A 26,325-nucleotide genomic window follows, 5' to 3' on the forward strand; every position below is an offset into this window, starting at 1 on the left:
AGATCTTGAAAGCGAAACTGACAGACAAACTGAAAGCTAAAAAAGTCACTCTGCCTCAGGTCAGGGCTTTTTCTGTTCACCTGTTAACGGCTTCCGGCTCCTTTCTGGCTTTCTTGTCACTGGTTGCTGCCAGTGAAGAAAACTGGACTGCAATGTTTCTCTGGCTCGGGCTGGCACTTTTCGTCGATGGCATTGACGGGCCGATCGCCCGCAAGCTGGAAGTGAAATATGTGCTGCCAAACTGGTCGGGTGAACTTCTCGATAATATCATTGATTATGTCACTTATGTGCTGATCCCTGCATTTGCGCTCTATCAGAGCGGATTCATGGGGCACGGCCTGTCATTCCTGTCCGGCGCGATCATTGTTATCAGCAGTGCGATTTATTATGCAGATACCGGCATGAAGACCAAAGAAAACTTCTTCAAGGGTTTCCCTGTGGTCTGGAATATGGTGGTCTTCACCTTGTTCATCGTTGGTCCGGGCGAATGGACAGCCTTTGCAGTTGTAGTCGTTTCCGCGATCCTGTCTTTCATACCGCTGAATTTTCTGCATCCGGTGCGCGTGGTGCGGCTGCGTCCGCTCAATCTCACGATTTTTTTGCTGTGGTGTGTTTTCGGCGTGGCGGGCATTTTCTATCAGATGGATGCTCCGCTCTGGGTGCGTATCGGTATTTCCGTTACCGGTATTTATCTCTACTGCATTGGTATCGTGATGCAGTTCCTGCCTAATCTCGGTCTTAAAACTGCTGCGAAATAACAGGGAATTCTGACAATGATAAATGCAATTCTGATCCGTGAAACCGGTGGTGCTGATGTTCTGAAATATGAACAGGTCGAACTTGGTCAGCCCAAAGCAGGTGAAGCGCGTATCCGCCATGAAGCGGTCGGATTGAATTTTATTGATGTCTATTTCCGCACCGGTCTTTATAAAGCGCCGCAACTGCCTTTCATTCCGGGGCAGGAAGGTGCAGGCACAGTCGTCGCTGTTGGTGAGGGCGTTACCAATGTTAAAGTTGGTGACCGTGTGGCCTATACAGGTGCTATGGGCTCTTATGCGGATGAACGGCTGATTGCTGCGGATCGTCTGGTTAAAGTGCCGGATAATATGGATTTGCGCCTTGCCGCTTCAATGATGCTGAAAGGCATGACAGCCTATTATCTGATTAACCTGACCTACAAGGTGCAGAAGGGCGATACGATCCTGATCCATGCTGCCGCTGGCGGCGTGGGACAGATTGCCGGTCAGTGGGCGAAACATCTCGGCGCAACGGTCATCGGTACTGCCGGATCGCAGGAGAAAATCGATCTCGCGCTGTCTCTCGGCTATGACCATGTTATCAATTACCGTGAAGATAATTTCGTCGACAAGGTGAAGGAAATCACCGGCGGCAAAGGCCTGCCGGTCGTTTATGACAGTGTCGGTAAAGATACATTCCCGGCATCGCTGCAAGTTCTGCAACCGCGCGGCTTGTTTGTGAGTTATGGCAATGCATCGGGACCGGTGCCGCCATTCGAACTGGCGCTGCTCAATCAATATGGTTCGCTTTATGCAACGCGTCCGACACTTGGTACTTATATTGCGACAAGGGAAGAGCTTGAGCGTGCGGCGCAGGCGCTGTTTGATGTGGTTGCCAACGGTGCAGTCAAAATCAATGTCAATCAGACCTATGCATTGCGGGATGCAGCACAGGCGCAGCGTGATCTTGAGGCACGCAAAACCACCGGCACAACGATACTGATCCCGTAAAATCATTCCCTGATTTTAAAAATAATATTCCGGCGAAATCTGATTTCGCCGGAATTTCTTTATGTATCTTGCAAAAAGTGTTCATAGAATTGTTATAAATTACTTTTCGGCTTCCCTATTTTTTTGACTATGGCATAAGGTGGGCGGAAGAAATGTCTAGGGGACACATGACAGAACCTTCCGCAAAACCTCAACAATTACTGGCTGAGCAATTACTGGATGTACGGCGTTTAACCAAACAGTTTGGTGCGCTGAAAGCATGTGACCAGATTGATCTAACGATTGAACATGGCGAAATTCATGCGCTGCTAGGGGAAAACGGCGCAGGAAAATCCACGCTCGTTAAAATGCTGTTCGGCTCTTTACAGCCGCAGGACGGCGAGATTTTCTGGAAGGGACGCAAAGTCCGCATGAATAATCCGGCCTATGCCCGCAAGCTTGGCATTGGTATGGTTTTTCAGCATTTCTCTCTGTTTGACAGTCTGACCGCTGCAGAAAATATCGCGCTGTCACTGGATGCGGGTCTCTCCCTCAATGAAGTTGCGCAAAAAGCATCGCAGATCGGTGAAACATACGGCCTGCCGGTTGATACCAATGCGCTTGTCGGCGATTTGTCGGTTGGGGAGCGCCAGCGCATTGAAATTATCCGCTGCCTGTTGCAGGAGCCGCAGCTTATTATTCTCGATGAGCCGACATCAGTCTTGACCCCGCAGGAAGCGGACAAACTGTTTATCACGCTCAATCGCCTGAAAAGTGAAGGTAAATCCATTCTCTATATCAGCCACCGGCTGGAAGAGGTGAAACAGATTTGCGATCGTGCAACCGTGCTGCGTCATGGCAAAGTCGTGTCTCATTGCACGCCTTCGCAGGAAACAGCGGCGTCACTTGCACGTATGATGGTCGGTGAGGATGTGGCACTGGTTGAACGTCCGAAAGCTGAGTTGCAGCCAGCGGAACGGACGACATTACTGGAGATTGACAGGCTTTCACAGGCACCGCGCGGACCGTTCTCAACAGCATTACGCAATATTTCTCTGAATGTAGCTGCCGGTGAGGTCGTGGGCATTGCCGGCGTTGCCGGTAACGGTCAGAGCGAGTTTTTTGAAGCCGTATCCGGCGAGTTGCGGCAAGATCAGGCATCGACCATCCGTATTCGCGGGCAGCAGGCGGGTCTCGCCGGTATCACGCAACGCCGGATGCTGGGTGCAGGTTTTGTGCCGGAAGAACGTCTGGGACATGGCGCTGTACCGGAACTGCCGCTGACGGATAATCTGTTTCTGTCGCGTTACCGTACCGATGCAAAAATGTTCCTGAAGGGCGGCTGGCTCAAAATCATTTCGCAATCTGCATTGTCTTCCGCTGCCAAACGCATCAATGCGATGATGGATGTACGCAAAAATGCGGAAAATCCGGTGGCCGGTGCGTTGTCCGGCGGCAATTTGCAGAAATTCATTATCGGCCGTGAGCTGGATCGCAACCCGTCTGTTCTTGTCGTCAATCAGCCGACATGGGGCGTGGATGCCGGTGCGGCAATGCGTATTCGTCAGGCTTTGGTGGATCTGTCACGTCAGGGCTCTGCCGTGCTGGTCATCAGTCAGGACCTTGATGAATTATTTGAAATTTGTGACCGTATCGCAGTGATGCATCATGGTCAGTTATCCGAAGCCATGCCGCGCGATGTTGTAACGGCTGAAAAAATCGGCCTGATGATGGGCGGGGCAGTCTGATGCGTATTGAACTGATTAAAAGGCCACAACCCTCACGTTGGTTCAGCGCAATTTCTCCGCTGTTAGCACTGGCGCTTGCAATGATTTGCGGCGCCATTTTGTTTGCGCTGATGGGTAAAGATCCTTTTGCTGCACTCCATGCTTTTTTCATTGAGCCGCTGCTGGATATGTGGTCGATCCATGAATTGCTGGTCAAAGCTGCGCCGCTGATCCTGATCGCTGTCGGGCTTTCCGTCTGCTACTTGTCGAATAACTGGAATATCGGTGCCGAAGGTCAGCTGACCATGGGCGCGATTACCGGTTCGATCCTGCCGATATTATATCCGGACGTGCAGGGCTGGTATGTTCTGCCGCTGATGCTGCTGATGGGGATGATTGGCGGTGCGCTTTATGGTGCGGTACCGGCGCTTTTAAAAACCCGTTTTAATGCCAATACGATCCTGACCAGCCTGATGCTGGTCTATGTGGCGCAGTTCTTTCTGGACTGGCTTGTGCGCGGGCCTTGGCGCAATCCGGAAGGCAATAATTTCCCGGAAAGCCGTCAGTTTCATGAATATGCTGTGTTACCGGAAATCTGGTCGGCTGCAGGGCGTGCGCATTGGGGCTTCATCTTCGCCATTATCGCTGCATTCTTGCTGTGGTTCATGCTGCACAGCACTCTAAAAGGTTTTCAGATCAAGGTTGTCGGGCAAAGTCCGCGGGCGGCGCGCTTCGCCGGTTTCAGTGCGGGCAAGATTACATTCTTTGCCTTTCTGGTCTCCGGCGCGCTGGCAGGTCTTGCCGGTATCAGCGAAGTGTCCGGTGCTATCGGGCAGCTGCGTACAACCATCACACCGGGTTACGGCTTTACGGCGATTATTGTTGCCTTTCTCGGGCGGCTTAATCCACTGGGCATTATTGCGGCCGGTCTGGTGCTGGCATTGTCCTATCTCGGCGGTGAGGCGGCACAGCTTTCTATCGGTATCTCAGAAAAATCCGCGCGCGTGTTTCAGGGGATGATCCTGTTTTTCGTGCTCGCCTGCGATACTTTCATTCACTACCGTATTCGTTTTGTCAGTCGCAGTCAGCATGATCTGCGCGGGGAGGCCTGAGCCATGGATATGACACAGGCAATTATGCTGACCATTGCAACAGCTGCCACACCTTTGCTGATTGCCGCTATCGGTGAGCTGGTCGTTGAGCGCTCCGGTGTGCTCAATCTCGGTGTTGAAGGCATGATGCTGATGGGCGCGGTCACCGGCTTCGGTATCGCTCATTTGACCGGCAATGCATGGCTCGGCATGATCGCAGCAATTTTTGCAGGGGCAGCCTGCGCCTTGCTGTTCGGCTTTCTGACGCTGACACTGGTCACCAATCAGGTGGCAACAGGTCTGGCTCTGACTATTCTGGGGCTGGGTGCATCGGCAGTGATTGGTGAGGGCTTTGTCGGTTTACCGGGCGTGCGCCTTGGCGCGATCTATATTCCTTATCTGAGCGATATTCCGCTGATCGGTAAATTGCTGTTCGGACAAGACCCGATTTTCTATATCGCATTGCTGCTGGTTATTGGCGTCAACTGGTTCTTGTTCCGCTCACGGGCAGGGCTGAAACTGCGCTCTATCGGCGACAATCACGGCTCCGCTCATGCCCTTGGCATTCATGTGGTGCGCACGCGTTATTTTGCCGTACTATTCGGCGGTGCCTGTGCCGGTCTTGCCGGTGCGCAGCTCTCCCTCGTTTATGTGCCGCAATGGGTGGAAAATATGACCGCTGGACGTGGCTGGATTGCGCTGGCTCTGGTGGTTTTTGCTTCATGGCGGCCTTGGCGCGTGCTGATTGGCGCCTATCTTTTTGGTGCAGTGACTATCGGTCAGCTCCATGCGCAGGCATTCGGCATCGGTCTGCCGCCGCAACTGTTGTCGGCATTGCCATATCTGGCAACAATCATTGTACTGGTGATTATTTCGCGTAACCGCCGCCTGACAATGATGAATACACCGGCATCGCTCGGTAAGCCTTTCGTGCCGGATAGATAATCCGGCGGCCTATTTGTACCAGACCGCTGATACAAAGTCGTTTTACAGTTTTTTGATTACGGACCTTAACAGGAGAACGGGGACAATGAAGAAAACGCTAACAATTCTTGCCACTGCGGCAACGATTGCCATGGCTGGCACCGCCATGGCTGAAGAAAAGCTGAAAGTCGGCTTTATCTATATTGGCCCTCCGGGTGATTTCGGCTGGACCTACCAGCATGACGAAGCCCGCAAAGAGCTTGAAAAAGAACTGGGTGATAAGATCACAACCAGCTATCTGGAAAGCGTGCCGGAAGGTGCTGATGCTGAGCGTTCGATTGAGCGTCTGGCGCGTGCAGGTAATAAGCTGATTTTCACAACGTCTTTCGGCTATATGGATCCGACCATCAAAGTTGCGAAAAAATTTCCTGACGTGAAATTTGAACATGCAACCGGCTATAAAACAGCAGAAAACGTATCTGCCTATAATGCGCGCTTCTATGAAGGCCGTTATGTGCAGGGTCAGATTGCTGCCAAATTGTCGAAAAACGGTATGGCTGGTTTCATCGGCTCCGTGCCGGTGCCGGAAGTTGTGCAGGCTATCAACTCCTTCATGATCGGGGCGCAGTCCGTTAATCCGGATTTCAAGGTCAAGATCATCTGGGCAAACTCATGGTTTGATCCGGGTAAAGAAGCAGATGCTGCCAAGGCGCTGATTGATCAGGGCGTTGACATTCTCACCCAGCATACAGATTCCACTGCGCCAATTCAGGTTGCGGCAGAACGCGGTATCAAGGCATTCGGTCAGGCTTCGGACATGATCAAATTCGGTCCTGAAACCCAGCTGACAGCGACAATCGACCATTGGTCGCCATATTATATCGAGCGTACCAAGGCTGTTCTCGATGGCACATGGAAATCGCAGGACACATTCAACGGCATGAATACCGGTCTGGTTGCCATGGCGCCGCTGACCAATATGCCTGACGATGTGAAAGCAATGGCTGAAGAAACCATCAAGAAGCTGACCTCCGGCGAGCTGAAGCCGTTTACCGGTCCGCTGAAAAAGCAGGATGGTTCTGAATGGCTCAAAGCCGGTGAAACCGCCGATGATAAAGCGATCGTCAGCATGAACTTCTATGTTCAGGGCATTGACGACAAGCTGCCGCAATAAGCTGTTTGCATGAAGAAATGAAAAGGCTCCGCAAATGCGGAGCCTTTTTTGTATGGTTCAGGCGCGGTCAATACGACCGGAATAACAGCCGCGTCCGGCATTATGCGCATGAATATAGGCGGCGTTCTGATCGCTGAAGAGGCGTTCAATTGCCGCTTCAATATCCGTACCTTGCACAACTTCAGCTCCTATGATCATGCCTGTAGCATTATAGGCCCGCAAAGACAGGAGCCGCGTGCGCATGACTGAGGGAACCTCGTTAATCCGGTCATAGGCCTTGACCGCATTTTCACGAACATAAATCGCATGAGTTGCATAATAGGGTGTTTCGGCACTCTGACATACATGGTTGAGCAGCAGCAGGCTTTCACCGGTTTCAGCCTCACACATCTCAATACGGTCAGGATAACCTCTGTCTTCAGCAATCACGCGTATAGCGCGATGTTGTTTCAGTTCATGATCCGGCAGGCCGAAAAGGTGACGAAACGGTTCCGGTGAAAGTCCTGTAATTCGAAAGTCCATAGAGATTCTCCTGTAAATAACAGGAGGATTAAATTGCAGATGCAATTCAGAAACACTGCAATTCTGCTTTTCAAATTCTGTTTTATAAGACACGTTGCGACGTGTATCCGGCAATAAAAAAGGCTCCGCAGAGCGGAGCCTTTCATTCTAATCGTAAAAACGAATTTATTCAGCAGCATCTGCCGGTGCGGCATTGAGCATGCCGTAGCGTTCTTCGCCGATTTTGCCGAGCAATTCGAGCTGGGTTTCGAGGAAGTCGATATGGCCTTCCTCATCTTTCAGCAATTCGTCAAAAAGCTGACGGCTGACATAGTCACCGGCTTCATCACAGATTTCGCGGGATTTTTTGTAAGAGGCGCGGGCGTCATATTCACCGGCCAGATCGGCTTCCAGAACTTCTTTCACGGTCTGACCAATGCGTAGTGGCGCAACAGTCTGCAGGTTCGGATGGCCTTCAAGGAAAATGATGCGGTCGATGAGGCGGTCTGCATGCTGCATTTCTTCAATCGACTCTTCGCGTTCCTTTTTCGCCAGACGGGTGTAACCCCAGTCAGACAGGAGGCGGTAATGCAGCCAGTATTGGTTTACTGCACCGAGTTCGAGGAAAAGTGCCTCGTTAAGCCGCTCGATGACCTTTTTGTCGCCCTTCATTCCATTTGCTCCCGAATTGTTCACGTAACGCACGAACGCGATCAATATAAACAATGAACTCAGAATCATTGTGCTCGCGCCGAAGATGATATTCTTCAGTCACTCTTATGATCGTTTCAACAACATTTGGGAAGCAGCCGCAGCACCGTCCACGCTTCTTCATAGCATGGTAGACCTTGGCAGGAACAATCAATTGCCAGCAATCTTCATCCAGCATCTGGATGATAGTATTTTCGATCTCTTTGGCAGTAATCACATTGCAATGGCAGACTAGCATGCTGCACCATGCATAGAAAAAACGGTGTTTAAACCGGAAAATACGGAAAATGAATTTGAAATATGTAAATGACCTGAAGAAATCATGTTCTGATTTTCATCCTGGTCGCTGAAAAAGAAAGCAACCTTGGCTGCATTCATAAAATTATACTTATTCATCATTCCTCCAAATGAATGGGTCAAGGCCAAACATTTAAAGTTGCACTGTAACTGTTTGATTTTCTAATGCTTCACAGAGGCGGGCTTGTCAAATCATGCAGATTAAAACCATTCTAAAAATCAACAATTTAGAATGATTTTAAACCTGAGTTAAATACCCATATTAATTGAACTATTCGGTGCGGAAAAACCGCAAAACAGACTATTTGTGGTAAAATCATACCGCTGTGGCGTGTTGTCACACTGCGTATAAAAACGGAATTTCAACAGGATTTTGAAAAAAACAACGCGCCCCGAAGGGCGCGCTGCATCATCTTTTATGTCCGGTTCAACTCAGAACTGGAACTGAGTGGCGACAACGAATGTACGACCCTGACCGGAGCCCGATGTGCTGAGAGCCGGTGTGTATGTTTTATCAAACAGGTTGGTGACTTTGAGGGACAGGTCAACATTTTCATTGAATTTATAGGTCGCGAAAATGTCTACCAGATCATAAGAGTCGGATTTTGTCGGAGGCAGCAGATTGCCCCGTGCATCTGTTGCAGCAACCAGACCGCTGGAAACATACGAATATTTCACACCGGCAGAGAGCTTCTTATCAAAGAAATAGCCGCCGAGGGTCGCTGCAAAAACATCATCCGGCAGATACTGGCTTGCGCCAAGACCCGGTGTCTGAGACGGCAGGTCAGACTTGTTATGGGTGTAGGAAAGGCTGCCGAATACATAATCGGAATTATAATGTGTTTCGAGTTCAAAACCTTTCACGCGGGATGTGCCCGGCAGGTTAACAAACTGCAGCTTGTTGAAAGTCGTATTACGCTGCGCCGCGATATAGTTTTTGACATCCATATCAAAGTAATTGGCTTTGAAACGGATTGTGTCGCCTGCAGTGATCAGATCATCATGCTTCATGTTCAAACCGATATCCCAGCCACGCTGTTCTTCAGGCGCGAGATAAGGGTTAGGCACATAGCTGGATGCTGTTCCGCCGGGATGTGTTCCGCCGATCATTGTTTCCTGCAATGTTGGCGCGCGCATTGACTGCGAATACGTCACATATGGCTGGAGCCAGTCAGTTACATTGTAAGCGAGTGTAACTTTAGGGTTCCACAAGCCTTTGGACTGATTGGCGGAATACATGCCGTTATCTTCAAAGCCCGGAATACCGCTATCGGCTGTACCGTCCAGCTTGTAGAAGTCATAACGCAGGCCGGTCAGAACCTGAAGGCGGTCGTAATTCCACTCGACCTGAGTAAAGGCTGCACCACGGTTCATGCTTGAATCAACCGGATTAACGCCGACTTTCACACCACCGGTATTATCGTGATTGTATTCAACGCCGTATTTCCAGTCGATATACAGATCATTGACTGTGAAACGGGAAGTGTTGGCAACCGAGAAGCCGATGGATTCATTTTTAATTTCACGTCCAAGGCTCGACAGAGTAGGGCTGTTGCCACCGACATAGGTCAGTTTTGTGCTGTTGAAATAACCGTTGATCGCAAGGTCGATCAGGTCATTGTCCGCAGGCTTGTAGACGTAATTGGCTGTGAAGGTACGATTTTGCAGCAGCAGATCATAGTCAATTGTCGGCGGCACAGGCATGAAATTCGTCTGCGATGTGCCGTATTTATTGTTATAGATTACGCCGCCAAGTGTCAGCTTGTGATCTTCGGCAAATCCGAATTCTGTTTTAAACAGGCCGGAAGTCATTTCCTGACCGGTTTTATTCTGGGTGATACCGTCACCGTTTTTATAATCATTGGAATCGCGGCGGCTGAGAGCGGCAACAATACCCACTTCATTGACGCGCATTGCACCGGCAAGCATTTCAGAGAAGCCGACGCCGTTGCTGCCCCATGATGCACGGCCGAGAACGCCTTTGTCCTTGCCTTCCATCAATACGTCATCAACGCCGAGTGTTTTGAAATTAACACTACCGGCAAGACCACTGCCGCCTTCAGTCGTCACTGCACCGCGGGTAATATCAACGGAGGACAGCAGGTTCGGATCGATATAGCTGTACCCTTGAGCATCATGTGCTGTGGTGCGGAAAGTCTGCGGTGCACCGTCGATCATCATATTCACGCGGCCGGAGCCTTCAAAGCCGCGAATATTGACCGCAACACCCGGATTGGAACCGTTAATACGGGTGAATACGCCCGGAGTTTCACGCAGAACCGTATCCAGTTTTTCACGGCCATTCAGTTTGATCTTTGTTTTGGAGATTGTGCTGACCGGTGCCGGACGGGATGTAATATCCTGAGGATTAACGGTTTTAACATTGATTGTGTTGAGCTGCACATCACCGGATGCATTTTCCGCAGCCGGTTTTGCAGTCTGAGCCTGTGCTTGCTGGGCATTGGCTGTGCCAGCCATAATCACAAGGCTGATAGCCGTGCTGCCGAGGCCGATTTTAAGATATCTGGAGAGGTTGGAAGACTGCTGCATTTAAAATCTCCGCATCGTTGCCGCTCATTGGCGGGGCAAGCAAGGCATTAAATTGCGTTCGGAACCTTGGCGCTTGCACCGGAAAAATGTTCTCAGCAACAATCAGCAGTTTTTCGTACTGATCTGCGAGTTCCCTGATCCGGCTGATGCAGGTTCAATTCTGTACTATGCGGAGGCCAGATATTTTCTGTTTTCCACACAACTTTATGGACAATCACGCGATTTTTAATATGACGTTTAAAGTCCACTATTGCTTCCAATAATTAATATGATATTTTGTGTCAAGAAAACTTCCTGAAAATAAACAGGATGGTTGCATTGATGCAACGGGGGCCTGAAGGCGCCGATAAACTGATCCGGTAATTTTGTTAAAAGCCGGATTTGACGATGACACTAATAGACTGCATCCGGGGGATGTGGTCGGTACAGGCGTATAATAATGACTGCAACGCAAACACATTCTCAGTCCCTGACACCGCAAGATATTCTGCGTCTGCGCAGTGAAAATCCGAAATCCCGTGAGAGGGACTTTGCTCAGGCTCATGGTATTACCGAGGCTGATTATGTTGCTGCCCATGTCGGCACATCTGCTATTCGCCTGAATGTGGACATTGCTGCAATTCTGAACGGCGCAACCACCCTTGGTGAAGTTATGGCGCTTACCCGCAATGAAAGCGTTGTACACGAAAAAATCGGACCTTACGAAAAAGTCTCCGTCGGACCACATGCGTCTCTGGTGCTCGGCAAGCAGATCGATCTGCGTATTTTCCCTAAAGCTTGGGCCTATGGTTTCGCTGTAGAGAAAACTGACAGCGAAAATAATATCCGCCGCTCATTGCAGTTCTTTAACAAGGCCGGTGATGCGGTTCACAAAATCCATCTGCGTGATGCGTCCGATCTGGCCGCCTATGAAGCACTGGTTGCTCAGCTGCGCTCGGACGATCAGAGCCAGACAGTTGAAACCAAAGCTGCAGCGAAAAAAGAGCCGACAGACATTGATTCAGTTGATGTAAACGGCTTCCGTGAGCGCTGGACAAACATGACTGACGTGCATCAGTTCGTGATGATCCTGCGTGATTACGCTGTCAGCCGCAAACAGGCTGTTGAACTTGCCGGTGAAGAATTCGCCTGGGAACTGGAAGCCGGTACAGTTGAAGGCATGATGAATACGGTTTCCGAAACCGGTCAGCCGATCATGGTTTTTGTCGGCAATAACGGCTGCATTCAGATCCATACCGGCCCGGTTAAAGAGATCAAAATGATGGGTCCGTGGCTCAATGTTATGGACCCGACTTTCCATATGCATTTCCGCACCGACCACGTTCACACCGTTTGGGCTGTTCGTAAGCCTACCAAAGACGGCCATGTGACATCGCTGGAAGCCTATGACGAGCAGGGCGAAATGATTGCCCAGTTCTTTGGCGAGCGTCACGAAGGTGAAGCAGAACGCACAGACTGGCGCGAGCTGGTTGAGGCGCTGCCGCGTCTGGCACGTTCCGCCGCAGCCTGAAATATCTGAAAGCCATGCAGGGCGGTTTATGCCGCTCTGCATGGTTCACTTTTAAAGTTGCCCGCTGTTTCCCTTGGCGGTGAATATCATCAATGACGGTCAGGATAGTTGTCTTTGGCCGGAACAGTCTCGGATTGACCAATGTCTTTTGCCCGCAGCGCTCTTTTTTCATCCCGGATCAGGTCTTATCGTTTGGTTGCAGCTTTTGCTGCCGGTCTGCTTTCTGCCACCACAGGGCTTTTACCGATCGCCGGTATGATCTCACCTGCACAGGCAGAAGAGGTCAAAACCTTTACGGATACAACACGGCTGGTGAGTGTTGGCGGCGCACTGACAGAAATCATCTATGCGCTGGGTCTTGAAGACAAACTTATTGCCCGCGACCGTACCAGTATTTATCCGGAAACAGTCAAAAAACTCCCTGATATCGGCTATATGCGCCAGCTTTCATCAGAAGGTATTTTGTCTGTTGCACCGACTGCCATGCTGGTGATTGAAGGCAGTGGCCCTGCAGAAACTATGGATGTGCTGAAACGTGCTTCTGTGCCGATGATTATTGTGCAGGATCAATATACCGCTGAAGGCATTACCAATAAAATCAATGCGGTGGGGCAGGCATTAGGTGCTCAGGATAAAGCCGCGGCTCTGGCGGAAAAAGTCCGCACTGATCTGAAGGCTGTTGAGGCTGCGACCAGCAAAATCACCGAGAAAAAGCGTGTCCTGTTTATTCTTTCCCGTCAGGGCGGACGTTTCATGGTATCAGGGCGGGAGACTGCAGCTGACGGCATGATTAAAATGGCTGGCGGCATCAACGCGATTGACGAATTTCAGGGCTACAAACAGCTGACCGATGAATCGCTTGATAAAGCTGCTCCGGACATGATCCTGCTGATGAATACCGGTCCGGACAAAGCGTCGAATGATTATTCGGACCTGCTTGCCAATCCGGCGCTGGCTGCCACACCGGCAGGTCGCAACAAAGCTATTCTGGCCATGGACGGGCTTTATCTGCTTGGCTTTGGTCCGCGCGCTGCTGAAGCCGCGCGCGATCTGGCAGAAGGCCTTTATGGCAAGGCTGTTCAATAAGACATTGAATTAGTTCAGCCCGTTGCCGGAAGATTATCCGGCAACGGGCGACGCATTCTGAAAAGGTAAGAAGCTGTCTTCTGCCGGAATGTGTTTTCATCAAATTTCACATTCGCAGCAGCTTTTCGATTTGCCTGCTGCATGGCTGAAACGGAAAGCATAAGATTTTGACTGATACTGTTGGCGATATGCCTGCTTCCCACTTTGCCAAACGCAATACAGTCGCGGCATCCTCAAATACGATAAAGCCTGCTGAGAGCGGTAAAGGCGCAGCTGTCATGCAAGGTGACCGTTCGCGTCAGGCGCGTATTCTCATTGCACTTCTCGCGGTTCTGCTGGTGGCTGTTGCATTATTCAGCCTGACAGCCGGTGCTTCGCAGGCATCAAGCTGGTCGGTGCTGAAATCCCTGTTCTCCTCACAGATCAATCCTGATGATATTACAGCGCAGCGCGATCATATTATCATTATGGATATCCGCCTGCCGCGTATTGTTCTGGGCATTCTGATCGGTGCGTCACTGGCTGTTTCCGGTGCGGTTATGCAAGGCCTGTTCCGCAATCCGCTGGCTGATCCGGGACTGGTCGGTGTTTCTTCCGGTGCCGGCCTTGGTGCGATTGTCGTTATTGTTTTGGGCAGTACTTTCCTTGCACCGGTACTCGGATTTTTCGGCATGTATACATTGCCGCTGGCAGCATTTATCGGTGGTCTGACTACAACATTGATCCTGTACCGTGTTGCCACGCGCAGAGGCAGAACTTCAATTGCCACAATGCTGCTTGCCGGTATTGCGCTTGGCGCTATGACCGGCGCTTTCAGCGGGGTGCTGGTTTATATTGCGGATGACAGACAGCTGCGTGATCTCACCTTCTGGGGGATGGGTTCACTGGCCGGTGCCACATGGATTAAAATCCTCACTGCAGGACCGATTATTGCGCTGACATTGTTTGCCGCTCCGTTTCTGGCTCGCGGATTGAATGCTCTGGCTCTGGGGGAGGCGACAGCCAATCATCTGGGCCTGCCAATTCAGCGTATTAAAAACGTAGCAATTATTCTTGTAGCCGCCGCCACGGGCGCTTCGGTTGCAGTCAGTGGCGGCATCGGTTTTGTCGGTATTGTTGTGCCGCATTTACTGCGTCTTTCCATTGGGCCTGATCACCGCTATTTGCTGCCTGCCTCTGCATTGCTGGGGGCTTCGATGCTGCTGCTGGCGGATGCTGTCAGCCGCACTATTGTTGCTCCGGCTGAAATCCCGATCGGCATTGTCACTGCATTTGTCGGTGCTCCATTCTTCCTTTGGATTTTGCTGCGTCGCCGTGGTTTGCTGGACTTATAATCATGATAGAAACAAAAAATCTGGCCGTTCAGCTTAGCGGCAAAACCATTCTGAAAAATGTCAATATCTCAGCTAAACCCGGTGAGGTGACAGCCATTGTCGGGCCGAACGGATCCGGCAAGACTACGCTGATCCGTGCGCTTTCCGGCGATCTGCCTTATACGGGGCAGGCGCTGCTTGATGGTGCATTGTTCGAAACCTATAAGCCCTGGCAAATGGCTGAACGCCGTGCCGTGCTTCCACAGAACAGCGCTTTGTCCTTTCCGTTTACGGTGCGTGAGATTGTTAATCTCGGCCTGACAGGCGGTCGTTCCGGCCTGACGGCAGCGGAAGAAATCCGTTTGCCGGATCAGGCATTGGAGCTGGTCGATCTGAGCGGTTTCGGTGGTCGTTATTATCAGGAGCTTTCCGGCGGAGAACAGCAGCGCACGCAACTCGCGCGCGTGCTGTGCCAGGTATGGAAACCGGTGCTCGATGGTCAGCCACGCTTCCTGCTGCTGGATGAACCGGTCTCCAGTCTTGATATCCGCCATCAGATTGTGGTGATGGATATTGCCCGTAATTTTGCGGCCAAAGGCGGCGGCGTCATTACGATTCTGCACGATCTTAATCTGACAGCCCTTTATGCAGATCATGTTGTAATGGTGCATAATGGTGAAATAGATGCCAGCGGCTCTGTTGCAACCACACTGACCAATGACCGTTTGCTGCGGGTCTATGAATGTCCGCTGCAGGTTGGTGTCGCACCGCCTGCCGGTCAGCCTTTTGTGCTGCCGCATTCGGTATTCGGTTAAAATAAAAAAGCCCTGAAACTGATGTTTCAGGGCTTTTTAAATTCATTGATAAACGGGGTTAGAGCGGTTTAGGTCCAGATTGAATCATAGTGCTCGCTCTGGATTCTTTATTTGGTCGCATTATCACGGGCGTCAAGTTGATCCAACTTGACTGTGAAATGCTCTAGTGTGCTGCAGCGACTGCGCGGACTTCCAGCTCATCAATACCCAGCAGCTTGCGTACATTCGGCCGTGCATCAATCAGATCCTGAATGCTGTATTTGCCAAGCACTGTGAAGAAAGCATTCAGTGCTTCGCGCAAAGCAGAATTCAGCGCACAGCTGTCAATCAGCGGGCACTCACTGTCACTGTCGAAGCATTCCGCCATCGCAAAATTATCTTCAGTCACACGCACCACATCAAACAGCGAAATTTCCGCAGCAGGGCGGGCGAGTTTCACGCCGCCATTGCGTCCGCGTACTGTTGTGACAATGTTGTTTTCAACGAGCGGCTGCAAAATCTTGAACAAAAACAATTCCGAGACCGTATAGGCCTTGGCGATTTCAGCAATACGGCTGAGACTGCCTTCATTTGCTGCACAATACATCAGCATCCGAATAGCATAATTGGTCTGTCTGGTAAGACGCATTTCAGGTCCTTTCCCGCAGCGCATCAGGGCACTGCTAAAAACATGAGCGCAGTTTAGAACTATTCTGAATAAATATGAAGTCCTGTTTTGAAATTAAAGTCACTAAAATTAATCATGTTTTAGTGATTTTGCACAGCCCTTGTTTTAAAGTCACATTCCGGTGACCGTTTACAGGCCGTGATTATGTATTCAGCCGGAGCGAAATTGCTGATTCCGCAAGAGATTTGCAATATCTGTCAGAGGCTTACTGACACACATCCACCCATTTTGCATTGGTCAGTTCGGCCAGACGATGCGGATTAATTCGCACAGCACTGTTAACAGCACCGGCCGCAGGCAAAACCTCTTCAAAGGCTTTTAGCGAAACGTCACAATAGATTTTCAGATGTTCTGCAACACCGAAAGGGCAGACCCCGCCGACAGGATGACCTGTGGCCTCCAAAACAGAATCAAAATCCAGCATGCGCGGTTTGTTTTGGAACTGATCTTTGAACTTGCGGTTATCGAGACGTGCATCACCGCGGGCAACAAGCAGAATAATATCTTCACCAAGTTTGAGTGAAAGTGTTTTGGCGATTTGTGCCGGCTCCACATTATGAGCTGCAGCAGCTTCAGCAACAGTTGCAGTGCTGGTTTCCAGCTCAATAACCTGCACATCCGGTGCTTTTTCAGCAAAAAAGGCTTTCACAGTTTCAAGGCTCATGAGATTTCCTGTGCACTTTTGTCAGAACAGTCATATCAAAGGGGAATGGTTCTGAATTTCGGAATTGCCCGCATGATGGTACAGAACATCATGCGGTCTCAACAATTATTTGCAAACAAGCACAATAATTTAAGCGGAGGCGATTGACGAAACGACAAGAGTGCCTGTATGTAGCCTTCATTCGCCATCACAGTGCGTTTCAGGCTGATTTGCCTGAGGAGGGGTGGCCGAGTGGTTTAAGGCACCGGTCTTGAAAACCGGCGTGCGGGAGACCGTACCGTGGGTTCGAATCCCACCCCCTCCGCCATGTTTTATTTCCCCATGTTTGTTGCTGTTTTTATCTGTAGCTGAGCCTTTGTATTTAAAGGTTTCATACGTTTCTTCTTTGCAATTATTGCCGGCTGTACCTCCAAAATTCTGTAAGGCGTTAAGAGTTATGGCAAGTGGCTGCCAAGCAGAGAGCAACCACTGCCAGTGCATATCGCAATGACTCTGCCGGTTTTGCTCCGGCAGGGTATTTTTCTAACCCGACACCGTAATCTTGCCTTTCATATTGGGATGAAAGCGGCAGTAGTAATCGACCGTATCGTCAGCGGTAACGATGTGAGTTGCTACTTTGCCGGGCGGGATCATCACCTCCCAACCACCTTTAATAGTGGCAGTGTGGGCAAAAGGATCCTTATTTGTCCATTCAATGGTCTCACCGGCTTTTACCGTGATTATATCTGGCACGAAGGCCAGCTTTTCAATGACCACGTGGACAGTGCCGTTATGGGCGTGAGCCAATTGTGTTGCGGCGAGTGTCGCAGCACCGGCAGCGAGTAACTGCCGTCGGTTGAGAAGAAACTGGGTCATTTTAGGCTGGCCGCAACATGTTCGGCATGCTGTTCATGGCCTTGAAACAGCTTCAAACCGGTTTCCAGCAGGCCTTTCAGCTCCGTATTCTGAGCAGAAGGGATCAGCAGCGTTTCCAGTGCGCCATTCACCTGCTTGTGATAGGCGACTTCATTATCGATATAAGCCTTGTCGAAGTCAGCTCCCTGAAGCTTTTCTAGTTTGGCGCGCTCTTCTTCACCCGCTTTGGCCAGTGACTGGCTGGTGGCATTATCTTCCGGCGTTACATTGAGTTTTTTGACGAGCGCCAGAGCCATTTCATTGACGGCCGCATGGTCTTTCTGCATCGATTCCGCGAAGGCTTTAACCTCGGGATTCGCCGTTTTTGACAGTGCAAGCTTGGCCGCTTCAATATCGATGGCACCGGCACTATAGGCGATATGAGCGATCTGAGGGTCAGTTGGTTTGTCAGCAGCCATCCCCAGCGAGTTGGTGAATGCAAGGGCGGCAGTGCCGAGTACAGCGATCAGAGTTTTCATCGGACTCTCCTTGGCGCCGTTTTGCTCAGCGCCTGTTTCGGTTAACACTACATTTGATGTCAGCCTGCCGGAGAGGTTCCCGTTATTTTTCGAGACCTAGTTTTGTAATCACGGCTTCAGTCAGCCGGGCGCAGCGCATACCGGCGAATGGGAAGGCGTTGATCAATATCGGCCCGATCTGTTCTTCAAGTCGTGTGCGGATGAGTTTTCTGGCACGGTGCAGGCGGGTCTTGACCGTGGCGACCGGAATATTAAGCGCAGCGGCAGTTTCCTCAGCACTCAGCCCCTCAATCACACGGGCAACGAAGACAAGGCGGAAGCTTTCAGGAAGCGCATCAGTGGCTTCCTCGACGAGAGTGAGAAGCTGGCGCTGCGCCATAATACGCTCCGGATCGGCAGTGGTGGAATGGGAAAGCGGAAAGGGAATAATCTCTGCATCCATGTGTCCCGCTGTCGGAGCTGGCACAGTGACAGCTGTGCGCTTCAGGCGCTTTTGTGCCCGAAGTCGCATCAGTGCCGCGTTGAGCGCAATACGCGACAACCATGTCGAGAGCGAAGCACTGCCTTCAAATGTATCAAGATGGGTAAAGGCGTTCAAATAGGCTTCCTGCAACACATCTTCGGCATCCGCATTATTGCGCAACACCGCGCGGACGAGCCGGTAGAGGCGTTGGTTATGCGTCTTGATGATCTGACGGACGGCTTCCGTTTCTCCGGCGGCAGCGCGGGAGACGAGAGCCGCTTCTTGTGGTTCGGCGGCGGGCAGCAAAACGGACATGAATTTTCTCCTCTCAGAGACTATTGGATGCCGGTTGTTCCATAAGGTTCCGCAGTTTTTACAAATTTAAACGTCATTCAGCTTGTCAGAAGCTGAGTATAGCCTCAAAACCGTTTTTCTGCCCGCTTGGCGGGGAGGAAAATTGCAGGCGGGCGTGCATCTGACCGGCAATTTCAGTGGCAATGGGAATACCAAGTCCTGAACCCGGTGCTGCAGTTGTGCCGCGGCCAAATCTTTTCTGAACACGCAGCAACTCTTCAGCGGTAAGGTTCTTGCCACTATTTATGATGCGGATCGTACCGTTTCTTTCGGCCTGAATGATAACCGGTTCATTCTGCGCACCATGAAGCAATGCATTTTCAAGCAGGTTTCTTATGACAATAGCAAAGGCATCTTCATTGACCGGCTTCATCAGACTGGCCTCAGAGTGGCGTTGATAAATAATCCGGTCATTGGAAGCCATTTTACGCTGAAATTCCTCCACCAGAAGATCAAGGACACTCAGGAGATTCACCGGCTTATCCGCAAGCGCTATATTGGCTTCTGCGCGTGCCAGCTGCATCAGTTTTTCAACCAGTCGTTTCAGTTTTTGCAGCGATGCTTCGATCTGTTCGACCCGCGCTTTGCCTGATGCGCTTTTCACTTCTGTCATCAGCAATTGCGTATGTGCCAATGCTCCGGCAATCGGCGTGCGCAATTCATGGGCGCTGTTTGCGGTGAATGCCCGCTCTGCTTCAAGAGCGGATTGCACGCGTCCCATCAAAATATTGACCGAATGCACGATCGGCTGAAGCTCGATCGTCAGTCCTTCAGCTTTTATCGGTGTCAGATCTCCGCTGTCTTTCTCGGATATTGCCTGCCGCAAATCGCCGATAGGATTAACCGAGCGCCGCGCAACAAGGCGGATAATATAGAGGCTGAGCGGCACAAGCACGAGGATCGGCAGTAACAGGGCAAGCGCACCTTCATTGATGGCTTCGCGCCTGTTTTTCATCTGATCCGCGACCTGAACAAAGATCGTATTATCGGCTGCGGCAACAGTATAGTAACGCGCAGTATCATCCTCCCAGAAACCCTCAGCCAATGGCGCAGGGAAGGCACCGTCGATAATATCCGAGGAGTGAACAAGGATTTTGCCGCTGGCGTCTCTGGCCTGATAGGTCAGATATTGGCGGGATGAGGATTGAGCGCCGTTGTCCAGCGACAGAACTGCACCGGATTGGTCACGATGCATAATGTCGTCGACGATGAGCGGCGTCAGCCGTTCGGTGGTTTCCTGCAAGGCACTGTCAAAAATTTCAGCAAATTCGTCCCGCATCACCAATATGCCGCCGACAGCGGCGACGACCCAAAATGTCACCACAGCCGTGGTTACTGAAAACATGAGACGTCCGATCAGGCTGGGAGACTTCATGTTCTGTCCTCAACTTTGTAACCCACACCACGCACCGTACTTATCCGGTCATGACCGAGCTTTTTACGCAGGCGGCTGATATAGACCTCGACCGTATTGCTTTCAATTTCCGAGCCAAATGCATAAAGTGCTTCTTCGATTTGTGCTTTGGAAACAATAGCACCGGAGCGGTGGAGCAGACATTCCAGCACGGCCCATTCGCGTCCCGAGAGGATAATTTCACCCTGCGGGGACAGGATATTGCGCTCGGAGATTTTGATTTCGAGATCACCGACATGCAGAACCGATGCGCTGTTGCCGCCATATCTGCGTGACACGGCCAGCATACGTGCGGTCAGCTCATCGAGATTAAATGGTTTGACCAGATAATCATCCGCGCCTGCATTCAGCCCTTCAATGCGGTCTGATATCTGGTCATGTGCCGTTAATATAATAACCGGCACCGGATTATTGGCGCTCCGCAAATCTTTGAGAATAGTGAGGCCGCTGCCGTCAGGGAGACGCAGATCAAGCAGGATCAAGCCATAAGCAACGCTTGTCGCAGCCAGTGCCGCATCTTCAGCCGTCTGCATCCAGTCAACAGCATGACCGCTTGCCAGAACATGATCGCGCACGGCCTGACCAAGTGTATCATCATCTTCAACAAGAAGAACTCTCAAGCAGTAATCTCCGGCGGATAGTCTGAAAACAGGCAGGGTGATGGATTATCCGCAGACAATCCGTCACCCTGTAACCGGTTTCAAGTATATAATGTGATTTCTATCTGCGAACAGCCACAGAATTAGCAACCTGCGGATTTGTCTGCCCGTTCACGCGGCAAGAAGAGAGCGTATCCAGAGCCGGAGAATAAACCTGTGTTTTCACCTGCATCAGACCGAGAACTGTATGAAACAGCTTGTCATGAGATTGCGGCTCGGTTGCTTCTTTCGCGAGACAATCCTGCCTGATTGTGGCTTTGGCATCTTTTCCGAGCCACAGCACATAAGGCACGTGAGTCTGCTGTGAGGGTGCTACAAAATAGGGGGCACCATGGAGATAGAGGCCAAATTCACCAACGGATTCACCATGGTCTGACATGTAAATCAGCGAAGTATCGAGCTTGTCCTGCTTGTCGCGCAGCCGGTCGATAACCGATGAAATAATATGATCCGTATAGGCGATACTGTTATCATAGGCATTGAGAATTTCTTCGCGGCTGCATTTTGAAAACTCTGCACTCTGACAATCCGGTGTGAAACGGCGATATTCATCAGGATAACGCAGATAATAAGCCGGACCGTGGCTGCCAAGCTGGTGCAAAACCAAAACGGTGTCCTGTTTTACACCGGACATCCATGTATCGAGCTTGTCCAGAAAGATCCCGTCCAGACATTCGCCGTTTTTACAATATTTCGGATTGTCTGATGTCGACAGCGCTTCACTTGTCACACGATCAGCAACAGATTTGTGACCTGTATTATTATCCCACCACTCCACATGCACACCGGCATGTTTCAGCACATCGAGCAGGTTTTCCGTCTCCAGACCCTTCTCATGGGTGTACTCATCGCGTGTGTAGACCGAGAACATGCATGGCAGGGATACGGCTGTGATGGTGCCGCAACTGCTGGTGTCGGAAAAATAGGTGATATCCTGACGGGCAAGTTCAGGATTGGTGTTTTTCTTATAACCTCCGAGGGAGAAGCTTTCGGCACGGGCAGTTTCACCTGCAATAACAATCGTCAGGCGTGGTTTTCTGTTGCCGGAAACAGCATTTGCAACCTTGGCATCCGTACCGAGCGGCTGCACGATAATATTCTGATTTTTACCGGAGCGGATGCCCAGCTTGACAGCATTGCCAATCGGCATCACCGGATTGAGTGTTGCAATCCATTCCTTATGTTCGCGCCCCAGCGAGGTAAAGGTGCTGGTATTCAGCATAAAGAGCGCCGCAGCAACAAACAGCGCCGGAAAGATGAAAGCAGAATTCTGCTTCACTTTTTGCAGGAAGGAACGGTGCTCGATTTTTACCCATAAAATCAGCAGGGAAGGCAGAATGCCGAACAGAACGATATGGCGTATGAAACCGAAGCTGATGAGATGTCCTGCTTCGGCATTGGTTGTGTCGATGGCACTTTGCAGCATTTCCACATCAATGATGGTTCCGAACTGATCGATGAACCATGATGCAGTGGCCGAAACCATAATGAGAAAAATAAACAACGGCTTGGTGAGATATTTCACGGAAACAGTGATGCAAAGCGCTGCTAACAGGCAGAATATGCCTGCAACAAGCGCCAGAAGCGCGCCGGTTGGCAACAGCTCCTCTGAGCGGTGCCAGAATGTTGCATTGTTTACCGCGGTAAGGTAGCCGGCTGTGATGATGCTTAAGGTTACGCTCTCGATATGCGGGCGGCGTAACTCTGCCGGAATATTCAATGCCATGACTCGTCGTCCTTGAAGTTCTGTACTTTGGACAAACGAGTGAATGGTTTTCCTGACAGGAACCTGAACGCCGGTTTTACTATCGATTATAGTGATTTCAGGAGATCTCTCAATTCAGCAAAGATTCTGCCATTATGGTGTTCTGTAGCGCAGCGCCTCGACCAGTAATTTAAAGGCCGGTGTTGCGCGGCGGCTCGGATAATAGAGGTGATAGGGCGGCAAATGCGGTATCCAGTCTTCCAGAACACTTATCAAACGCCCGTCTGCAATATGTGGCTCAACCTGATCCAGTGGTAAAAACCCAAGCCCGAGACCATTCAGGCAGCTCAGTAAAATCGGTTCCAGCAAATTAAAGGTCAGTTGCCCCTGAACATGTGCGCGGATGGTTCGGCCATTTTTTGCCAGAGGCCATGTATAATCACTATCAGATGTCGGCAGCCGTAAATTAATGCAGAGATGATCGGTTAAATGTTGCGGCTCAAGCGGGAGCGGACGATTGCTGAAATAATCCGGTGAACCGACAATCGCCATAGGAATGGTGGGCGAAATTTGCACTGCGATCATATCTTTGGCGACCTGACTGCCTAACCGTATTCCGGCGTCGTAGCGGCTTGAAACAATATCTGCCAAGCCATAGTCGAGGACAACCTCCACATGAATATCGGGATTATCTGTCAGGATTTTAGGTAAAGCAGGGCAAAGAATGGTTTTGGCGGCATGTTCAACCGAAGTAATACGGATATTGCCTGCCAGTTTGCCACGCATTTCCCCCAGAGCCGCTATTCTGGAATCCAGCTCATCGAGGGTAGGCACAAGCGTTTCCATCAGTTTTTCACCGGCGTCGGTCGGCGCAACACTACGGGTTGTGCGTGTGAGCAATCGCAATCCCAAACGCCTCTCAAGCCTCTGAATAATCTGGCTGAGTGCTGACTGGGATATGCCGAGTTTTGCCGCTGCACGGGTAAAGTTTCGTTCCTCTGCAACCACAACAAAGGCTGTCAGATCAGCCATTTCTTCCCGCTTCATTTATTACTCCTGCTAATGAGTTCAATTATGCATCGAGCATAGTTTAATAACAAAGGGAATGGTAAATTCGATTTCATTTAAACAGGAGATCGTCATGAGTGGAATTTCGAAAGAAAGAATGCAGAAAGCCCGTGAACAGGAAAAAGCTATTTCCAAAGACGATTATGCTAAAGTGAAAGCGCTGGCAGGCATGGTAAAGATGCCGCGGAGCTTCTTATTCAAAACACCTGATGAATATGGAATGGAGGGCTGGAGCGACATCTCTATCCCTTCAGATGACGGCACGCCGCTGGAAGCCTGGTATATTCCGGCCAAAGGCGGTGAGAGTGACAAGCTGGTGATTTTTAACCATGCGCTGCCGATGTGCCGCGCAGGCTATCCCGGACATATGGGAGAGCCGTGGAGTAATTTTGTTGAACCTGTCGAGATCGATTTTGTAATCCAATACAAGCATTTGACCGATGCCGGTTATAATGTGCTGACTTATGATTTCCGCAATCACGGCACCAGCGGCGCTGCCAATAATGGTGTTTGCGGTATTGGCCAGTGGGAATGGCGTGATTGCGTTGGTGTAAAGAAATTTGTCGATGCACATCCGCGTATGAGCAAGATGAAAGTTGCTCTGTTCAGCCAGTGTCTGGGCGGTATTTCGCAATATGCCGCGATCACAAAACGTCCGGATCTGTTCGAGAATGTCTTGTGTATGTGCAGCCCTTTAGTGCCGAATATGTCTTCTGTATTCGAGCGATTTTCGGAAATGCAGGGCATTTCTCAATATCAGGAGCTGATTGATCTGGAAGTCATGAAGCTGGGCGGTTTCCCCGCAGCTGATATGTCGGGTGCCTTATGGGCACCGAATATAAAACTTCCGGTTCTGATGTGGCAGGTGCTGAAAGATGCCATCATCAATAATCCTGATGATGCATTGCACACATTTGACAGGCTGGGGAGTACAGACAAAGAGCTGTACTGGATTGAAGGCACCACCAAACGCTTTGAAGACGGTTACAACTGGTTTGGCCGTCAGCCGGAGAAAGCACTGGCTTTTCTTGATCGCTATATGAAAGCCTGATTTTCGCAAAAAACTAAATACGCGCCGGTGCTTTTGCTCCGGCGCGAGCATATTCAATACATGCCTGCGTTTATTCTGATTTTGTTTTCAGGAATATTTTTGGAACCCAGAAGCCGGGCTTCGGGTCAACGATTGCGCTCAGCGCACGGGCATAGTCAAGAACAAGGCCCGGCGTCCATGCCATGGTTTCTGCGCGCTTGCGCATCATGCTTGCAGCCCAGAGTTCCGGATAGACAATCGCACGAAATGCCGAGAAGATCGGCCAGCGTTTATTCCGGTAAACACCTTCCAATGCGGCATCCAGAGCATCAGCCACTGCGCTGGAGCAATTGCGGTTTGTCAGATTATAGGTGTTGTCGGCCTTGTAGGTTTTCCAGAAAGCGCGCAGCTTATCTTCATCAATATTATTGATAATCACCTGCACTGTAGACTCGCACCAGTCTGCAGCTTCCGATTTATAATCAGCTAAAAATCTGCCTTCGATATTATTATCGGCGGTGGCGCGCAAAGTGCGGCTGAATTCATCAGGAGAGCGGTCAATTTCTACCGCCGGATAGTGACTGATATAGACATCCGGTACCAGTTCCAGAGCCGCATGACCGGTGGAGATGACGCCATTTGCATCAATGGCAGCGATATAGCGGCTGATAGCGCGCTGACGCAGCGGTGTCATGGCCGTGCCGGTTGGCGTCCAGACATGAACGATTAATTCGCCGCGTGTCGGGTTTCCTCCATCCGTATCTTGTTGAAGTGTCATTGCTGATAGCAGGCTGCTGCGGCCGAAAAGACGAGAAAGCGGTGCACCGGCTTCAAGACTATGGATACGAAGCGCAATATGGATAATACCGAAGCTGGTGAGCATAATAACGGCGCCGACATTGGCACCCACTGTGCCTTCATACCAGGTCGGCCATGGCTGCAATGTTGCAACAGCCAGTATGAGCTCCAGAACGCCACCGGCAATACCGGCCTTCTAGCGCGGATAACGCACAACCCATGCGCTGGCGATACGCATGCTGCCGTCGACCAGAAAACATAAACCGAAAACCATGGCCAGAAAGAAATTGCTGGCTGCGCTGGATGTGTAAATGAGAATACCAACAACGAATAATGCAATCCCTTGCACTATGCGCATCTGTCTGGCTGTGCCTTCGCTTCCTGCCGCAGCAAGCAGGCTGAGAGCGGCTTCCGGTACCAGAAAATAAGCGAAAAGATACGGGCGGAGCAGGGTATCTCCGTCCAGTGCATCAATCAGAATAGCAAGACCGACAATAAGCCAGAGAACGCCGATGACGAATAGTGTTTTCCAATGTCTCTGGATGATTTCACGACCCAGAAAAAGAAACAGAATACGTATCATGCAATGATCTCAATTGTTTTCTTGTAATTGCCACAGCGACGCTTTTATTTATTTAAGCGCGAAGAATTTACTATTACATTTAAAATTGTACAGACAGCTAAATAAATATCGCAAAAAGAAT

General features: G+C 50.5%; 26 protein-coding genes and 1 tRNA gene. 12 read left to right on the plus strand and 15 right to left on the minus strand.

The genetic code is table 11. The annotated features are described in order from the left end of the window. The first annotated feature begins 5 nt into the window (after positions 1–5). From pcsA to HBA93_RS05370, 6 genes are all read left to right on the plus strand, one after another. A complete protein-coding gene (gene pcsA / locus HBA93_RS05345) occupies positions 6–758 on the plus strand; it encodes a phosphatidylcholine synthase (protein ID WP_122091965.1) in 753 nt (250 codons plus the stop codon). Positions 759–773: 15 nt separating this feature from the next. After that, complete coding sequence (locus tag HBA93_RS05350) at positions 774–1,748, plus strand: quinone oxidoreductase family protein (protein ID WP_221722572.1); 975 nt, start codon at positions 774–776, stop codon at positions 1,746–1,748. A gap of 167 nt (positions 1,749–1,915) precedes the next feature. Continuing rightward, positions 1,916–3,475, plus strand: coding sequence for an ABC transporter ATP-binding protein (locus tag HBA93_RS05355; RefSeq protein ID WP_221722573.1), 1,560 nt, complete (start codon positions 1,916–1,918; stop codon positions 3,473–3,475). Continuing rightward, a complete protein-coding gene (locus HBA93_RS05360) occupies positions 3,475–4,566 on the plus strand; it encodes an ABC transporter permease (protein ID WP_151159202.1) in 1,092 nt (363 codons plus the stop codon). Before HBA93_RS05355 ends, HBA93_RS05360 begins: the two co-directional genes overlap by 1 nt. Positions 4,567–4,569: 3 nt before the next feature. Then, positions 4,570–5,490: an ABC transporter permease gene (locus tag HBA93_RS05365; protein WP_221722574.1), complete on the plus strand. Its 921-nt coding sequence runs from the start codon at positions 4,570–4,572 to the stop codon at positions 5,488–5,490. 85 nt (positions 5,491–5,575) lie between these two features. Then, the gene (locus tag HBA93_RS05370) at positions 5,576–6,643 is read left to right on the plus strand and encodes a BMP family ABC transporter substrate-binding protein (protein ID WP_121992570.1); all 1,068 of its coding nucleotides are present in this window, start codon (positions 5,576–5,578) and stop codon (positions 6,641–6,643) included. Positions 6,644–6,700: 57 nt separating this feature from the next. Here HBA93_RS05370 and HBA93_RS05375 read toward each other — a convergent pair whose 3' ends face one another. The 4 genes from HBA93_RS05375 to HBA93_RS05390 form a co-directional block, all read right to left on the minus strand. Then, positions 6,701–7,165, minus strand: coding sequence for a DUF1203 domain-containing protein (locus tag HBA93_RS05375; RefSeq protein ID WP_221722575.1), 465 nt, complete (start codon positions 7,163–7,165; stop codon positions 6,701–6,703). A gap of 165 nt (positions 7,166–7,330) precedes the next feature. Beyond that, positions 7,331–7,816 carry a bacterioferritin gene (bfr, locus tag HBA93_RS05380; protein WP_022712114.1) on the minus strand — a complete coding sequence of 162 codons (486 nt, stop codon included), beginning with the start codon at positions 7,814–7,816 and terminating at the stop codon, positions 7,331–7,333. Beyond that, the gene (locus HBA93_RS05385) at positions 7,782–8,093 is read right to left on the minus strand and encodes a (2Fe-2S)-binding protein (RefSeq protein WP_075655248.1); all 312 of its coding nucleotides are present in this window, start codon (positions 8,091–8,093) and stop codon (positions 7,782–7,784) included. The genes bfr and HBA93_RS05385 overlap by 35 nt, the downstream gene beginning before the upstream one ends. Positions 8,094–8,584: 491 nt before the next feature. Further along, positions 8,585–10,702 carry a TonB-dependent receptor domain-containing protein gene (locus HBA93_RS05390; protein WP_221722576.1) on the minus strand — a complete coding sequence of 706 codons (2,118 nt, stop codon included), beginning with the start codon at positions 10,700–10,702 and terminating at the stop codon, positions 8,585–8,587. A gap of 439 nt (positions 10,703–11,141) precedes the next feature. Between HBA93_RS05390 and HBA93_RS05395 the strand changes: the two genes are divergently transcribed. The 4 genes from HBA93_RS05395 (at position 11,142) to HBA93_RS05410 (ending at position 15,426) form a co-directional block, all read left to right on the plus strand. Next, the gene (locus HBA93_RS05395; RefSeq protein ID WP_221722577.1) at positions 11,142–12,212 is read left to right on the plus strand and encodes a hemin-degrading factor; all 1,071 of its coding nucleotides are present in this window, start codon (positions 11,142–11,144) and stop codon (positions 12,210–12,212) included. Between the two features lie 141 nt (positions 12,213–12,353). After that, complete coding sequence (locus tag HBA93_RS05400) at positions 12,354–13,298, plus strand: heme/hemin ABC transporter substrate-binding protein (RefSeq protein ID WP_502910041.1); 945 nt, start codon at positions 12,354–12,356, stop codon at positions 13,296–13,298. Positions 13,299–13,576: 278 nt separating this feature from the next. Continuing rightward, positions 13,577–14,632: a FecCD family ABC transporter permease gene (locus HBA93_RS05405; RefSeq protein ID WP_121992903.1), complete on the plus strand. Its 1,056-nt coding sequence runs from the start codon at positions 13,577–13,579 to the stop codon at positions 14,630–14,632. A 2-nt stretch (positions 14,633–14,634) separates the two neighbouring features. After that, the gene (locus HBA93_RS05410) at positions 14,635–15,426 is read left to right on the plus strand and encodes a heme ABC transporter ATP-binding protein (protein WP_121992566.1); all 792 of its coding nucleotides are present in this window, start codon (positions 14,635–14,637) and stop codon (positions 15,424–15,426) included. 163 nt (positions 15,427–15,589) lie between these two features. On the opposite strand, the gene rirA is transcribed toward HBA93_RS05410, so the two are convergent. After that, positions 15,590–16,054, minus strand: a complete 465-nt coding sequence (rirA, locus tag HBA93_RS05415) for an iron-responsive transcriptional regulator RirA (RefSeq protein ID WP_022712105.1) — start codon at positions 16,052–16,054, stop codon at positions 15,590–15,592. Positions 16,055–16,298: 244 nt separating this feature from the next. Continuing rightward, complete coding sequence (locus HBA93_RS05420) at positions 16,299–16,757, minus strand: YbaK/EbsC family protein (RefSeq protein WP_022712104.1); 459 nt, start codon at positions 16,755–16,757, stop codon at positions 16,299–16,301. A gap of 217 nt (positions 16,758–16,974) precedes the next feature. Here HBA93_RS05420 and HBA93_RS05425 point away from each other — a divergent pair. After that, positions 16,975–17,064 (plus strand) — tRNA-Ser (locus HBA93_RS05425). A 215-nt stretch (positions 17,065–17,279) separates the two neighbouring features. Here the strand turns inward: HBA93_RS05425 and HBA93_RS05430 are convergent. The 7 genes from HBA93_RS05430 to HBA93_RS05460 all read right to left on the minus strand — a co-directional run bounded on the left by HBA93_RS05430 (position 17,280) and on the right by HBA93_RS05460 (position 23,772). Then, the gene (locus HBA93_RS05430) at positions 17,280–17,612 is read right to left on the minus strand and encodes a cupredoxin domain-containing protein (protein ID WP_221722578.1); all 333 of its coding nucleotides are present in this window, start codon (positions 17,610–17,612) and stop codon (positions 17,280–17,282) included. Continuing rightward, entirely contained in the window at positions 17,609–18,130 is a 522-nt protein-coding gene (locus HBA93_RS05435) for a DUF4142 domain-containing protein (RefSeq protein ID WP_221722579.1), read from the minus strand. The genes HBA93_RS05430 and HBA93_RS05435 overlap by 4 nt, the downstream gene beginning before the upstream one ends. Before the next feature lie 82 nt (positions 18,131–18,212). Then, positions 18,213–18,908, minus strand: coding sequence for an RNA polymerase sigma factor (locus HBA93_RS05440; protein ID WP_221722580.1), 696 nt, complete (start codon positions 18,906–18,908; stop codon positions 18,213–18,215). 85 nt (positions 18,909–18,993) lie between these two features. After that, positions 18,994–20,322: a sensor histidine kinase gene (locus tag HBA93_RS05445; RefSeq protein WP_221722581.1), complete on the minus strand. Its 1,329-nt coding sequence runs from the start codon at positions 20,320–20,322 to the stop codon at positions 18,994–18,996. Then, entirely contained in the window at positions 20,319–20,981 is a 663-nt protein-coding gene (locus HBA93_RS05450; RefSeq protein WP_220159632.1) for a response regulator, read from the minus strand. Before HBA93_RS05450 ends, HBA93_RS05445 begins: the two co-directional genes overlap by 4 nt. 100 nt (positions 20,982–21,081) lie before the next feature. Continuing rightward, entirely contained in the window at positions 21,082–22,746 is a 1,665-nt protein-coding gene (locus tag HBA93_RS05455; RefSeq protein ID WP_221722582.1) for a phosphoethanolamine transferase, read from the minus strand. 132 nt (positions 22,747–22,878) lie between these two features. Beyond that, positions 22,879–23,772: a LysR substrate-binding domain-containing protein gene (locus tag HBA93_RS05460; RefSeq protein WP_121992544.1), complete on the minus strand. Its 894-nt coding sequence runs from the start codon at positions 23,770–23,772 to the stop codon at positions 22,879–22,881. Positions 23,773–23,866: 94 nt separating this feature from the next. Here HBA93_RS05460 and HBA93_RS05465 point away from each other — a divergent pair, with 94 nt between their 5' ends. Beyond that, a complete protein-coding gene (locus tag HBA93_RS05465; RefSeq protein WP_221722583.1) occupies positions 23,867–24,844 on the plus strand; it encodes an alpha/beta hydrolase family protein in 978 nt (325 codons plus the stop codon). A 70-nt stretch (positions 24,845–24,914) separates the two neighbouring features. Here the strand turns inward: HBA93_RS05465 and HBA93_RS05470 are convergent, their stop codons facing one another. Together HBA93_RS05470 and HBA93_RS05475 are read right to left on the minus strand one after the other, a co-directional pair. Further along, positions 24,915–25,766, minus strand: coding sequence for a hypothetical protein (locus tag HBA93_RS05470; RefSeq protein ID WP_221722584.1), 852 nt, complete (start codon positions 25,764–25,766; stop codon positions 24,915–24,917). A 51-nt stretch (positions 25,767–25,817) separates the two neighbouring features. Next, positions 25,818–26,204, minus strand: a complete 387-nt coding sequence (locus HBA93_RS05475) for a hypothetical protein (RefSeq protein WP_221722585.1) — start codon at positions 26,202–26,204, stop codon at positions 25,818–25,820. Positions 26,205–26,325: the final 121 nt, after the last annotated feature.

Source organism: Ochrobactrum sp. SFR4 (assembly GCF_019730395.1).
GTDB lineage: Bacteria > Pseudomonadota > Alphaproteobacteria > Rhizobiales > Rhizobiaceae > Pseudochrobactrum.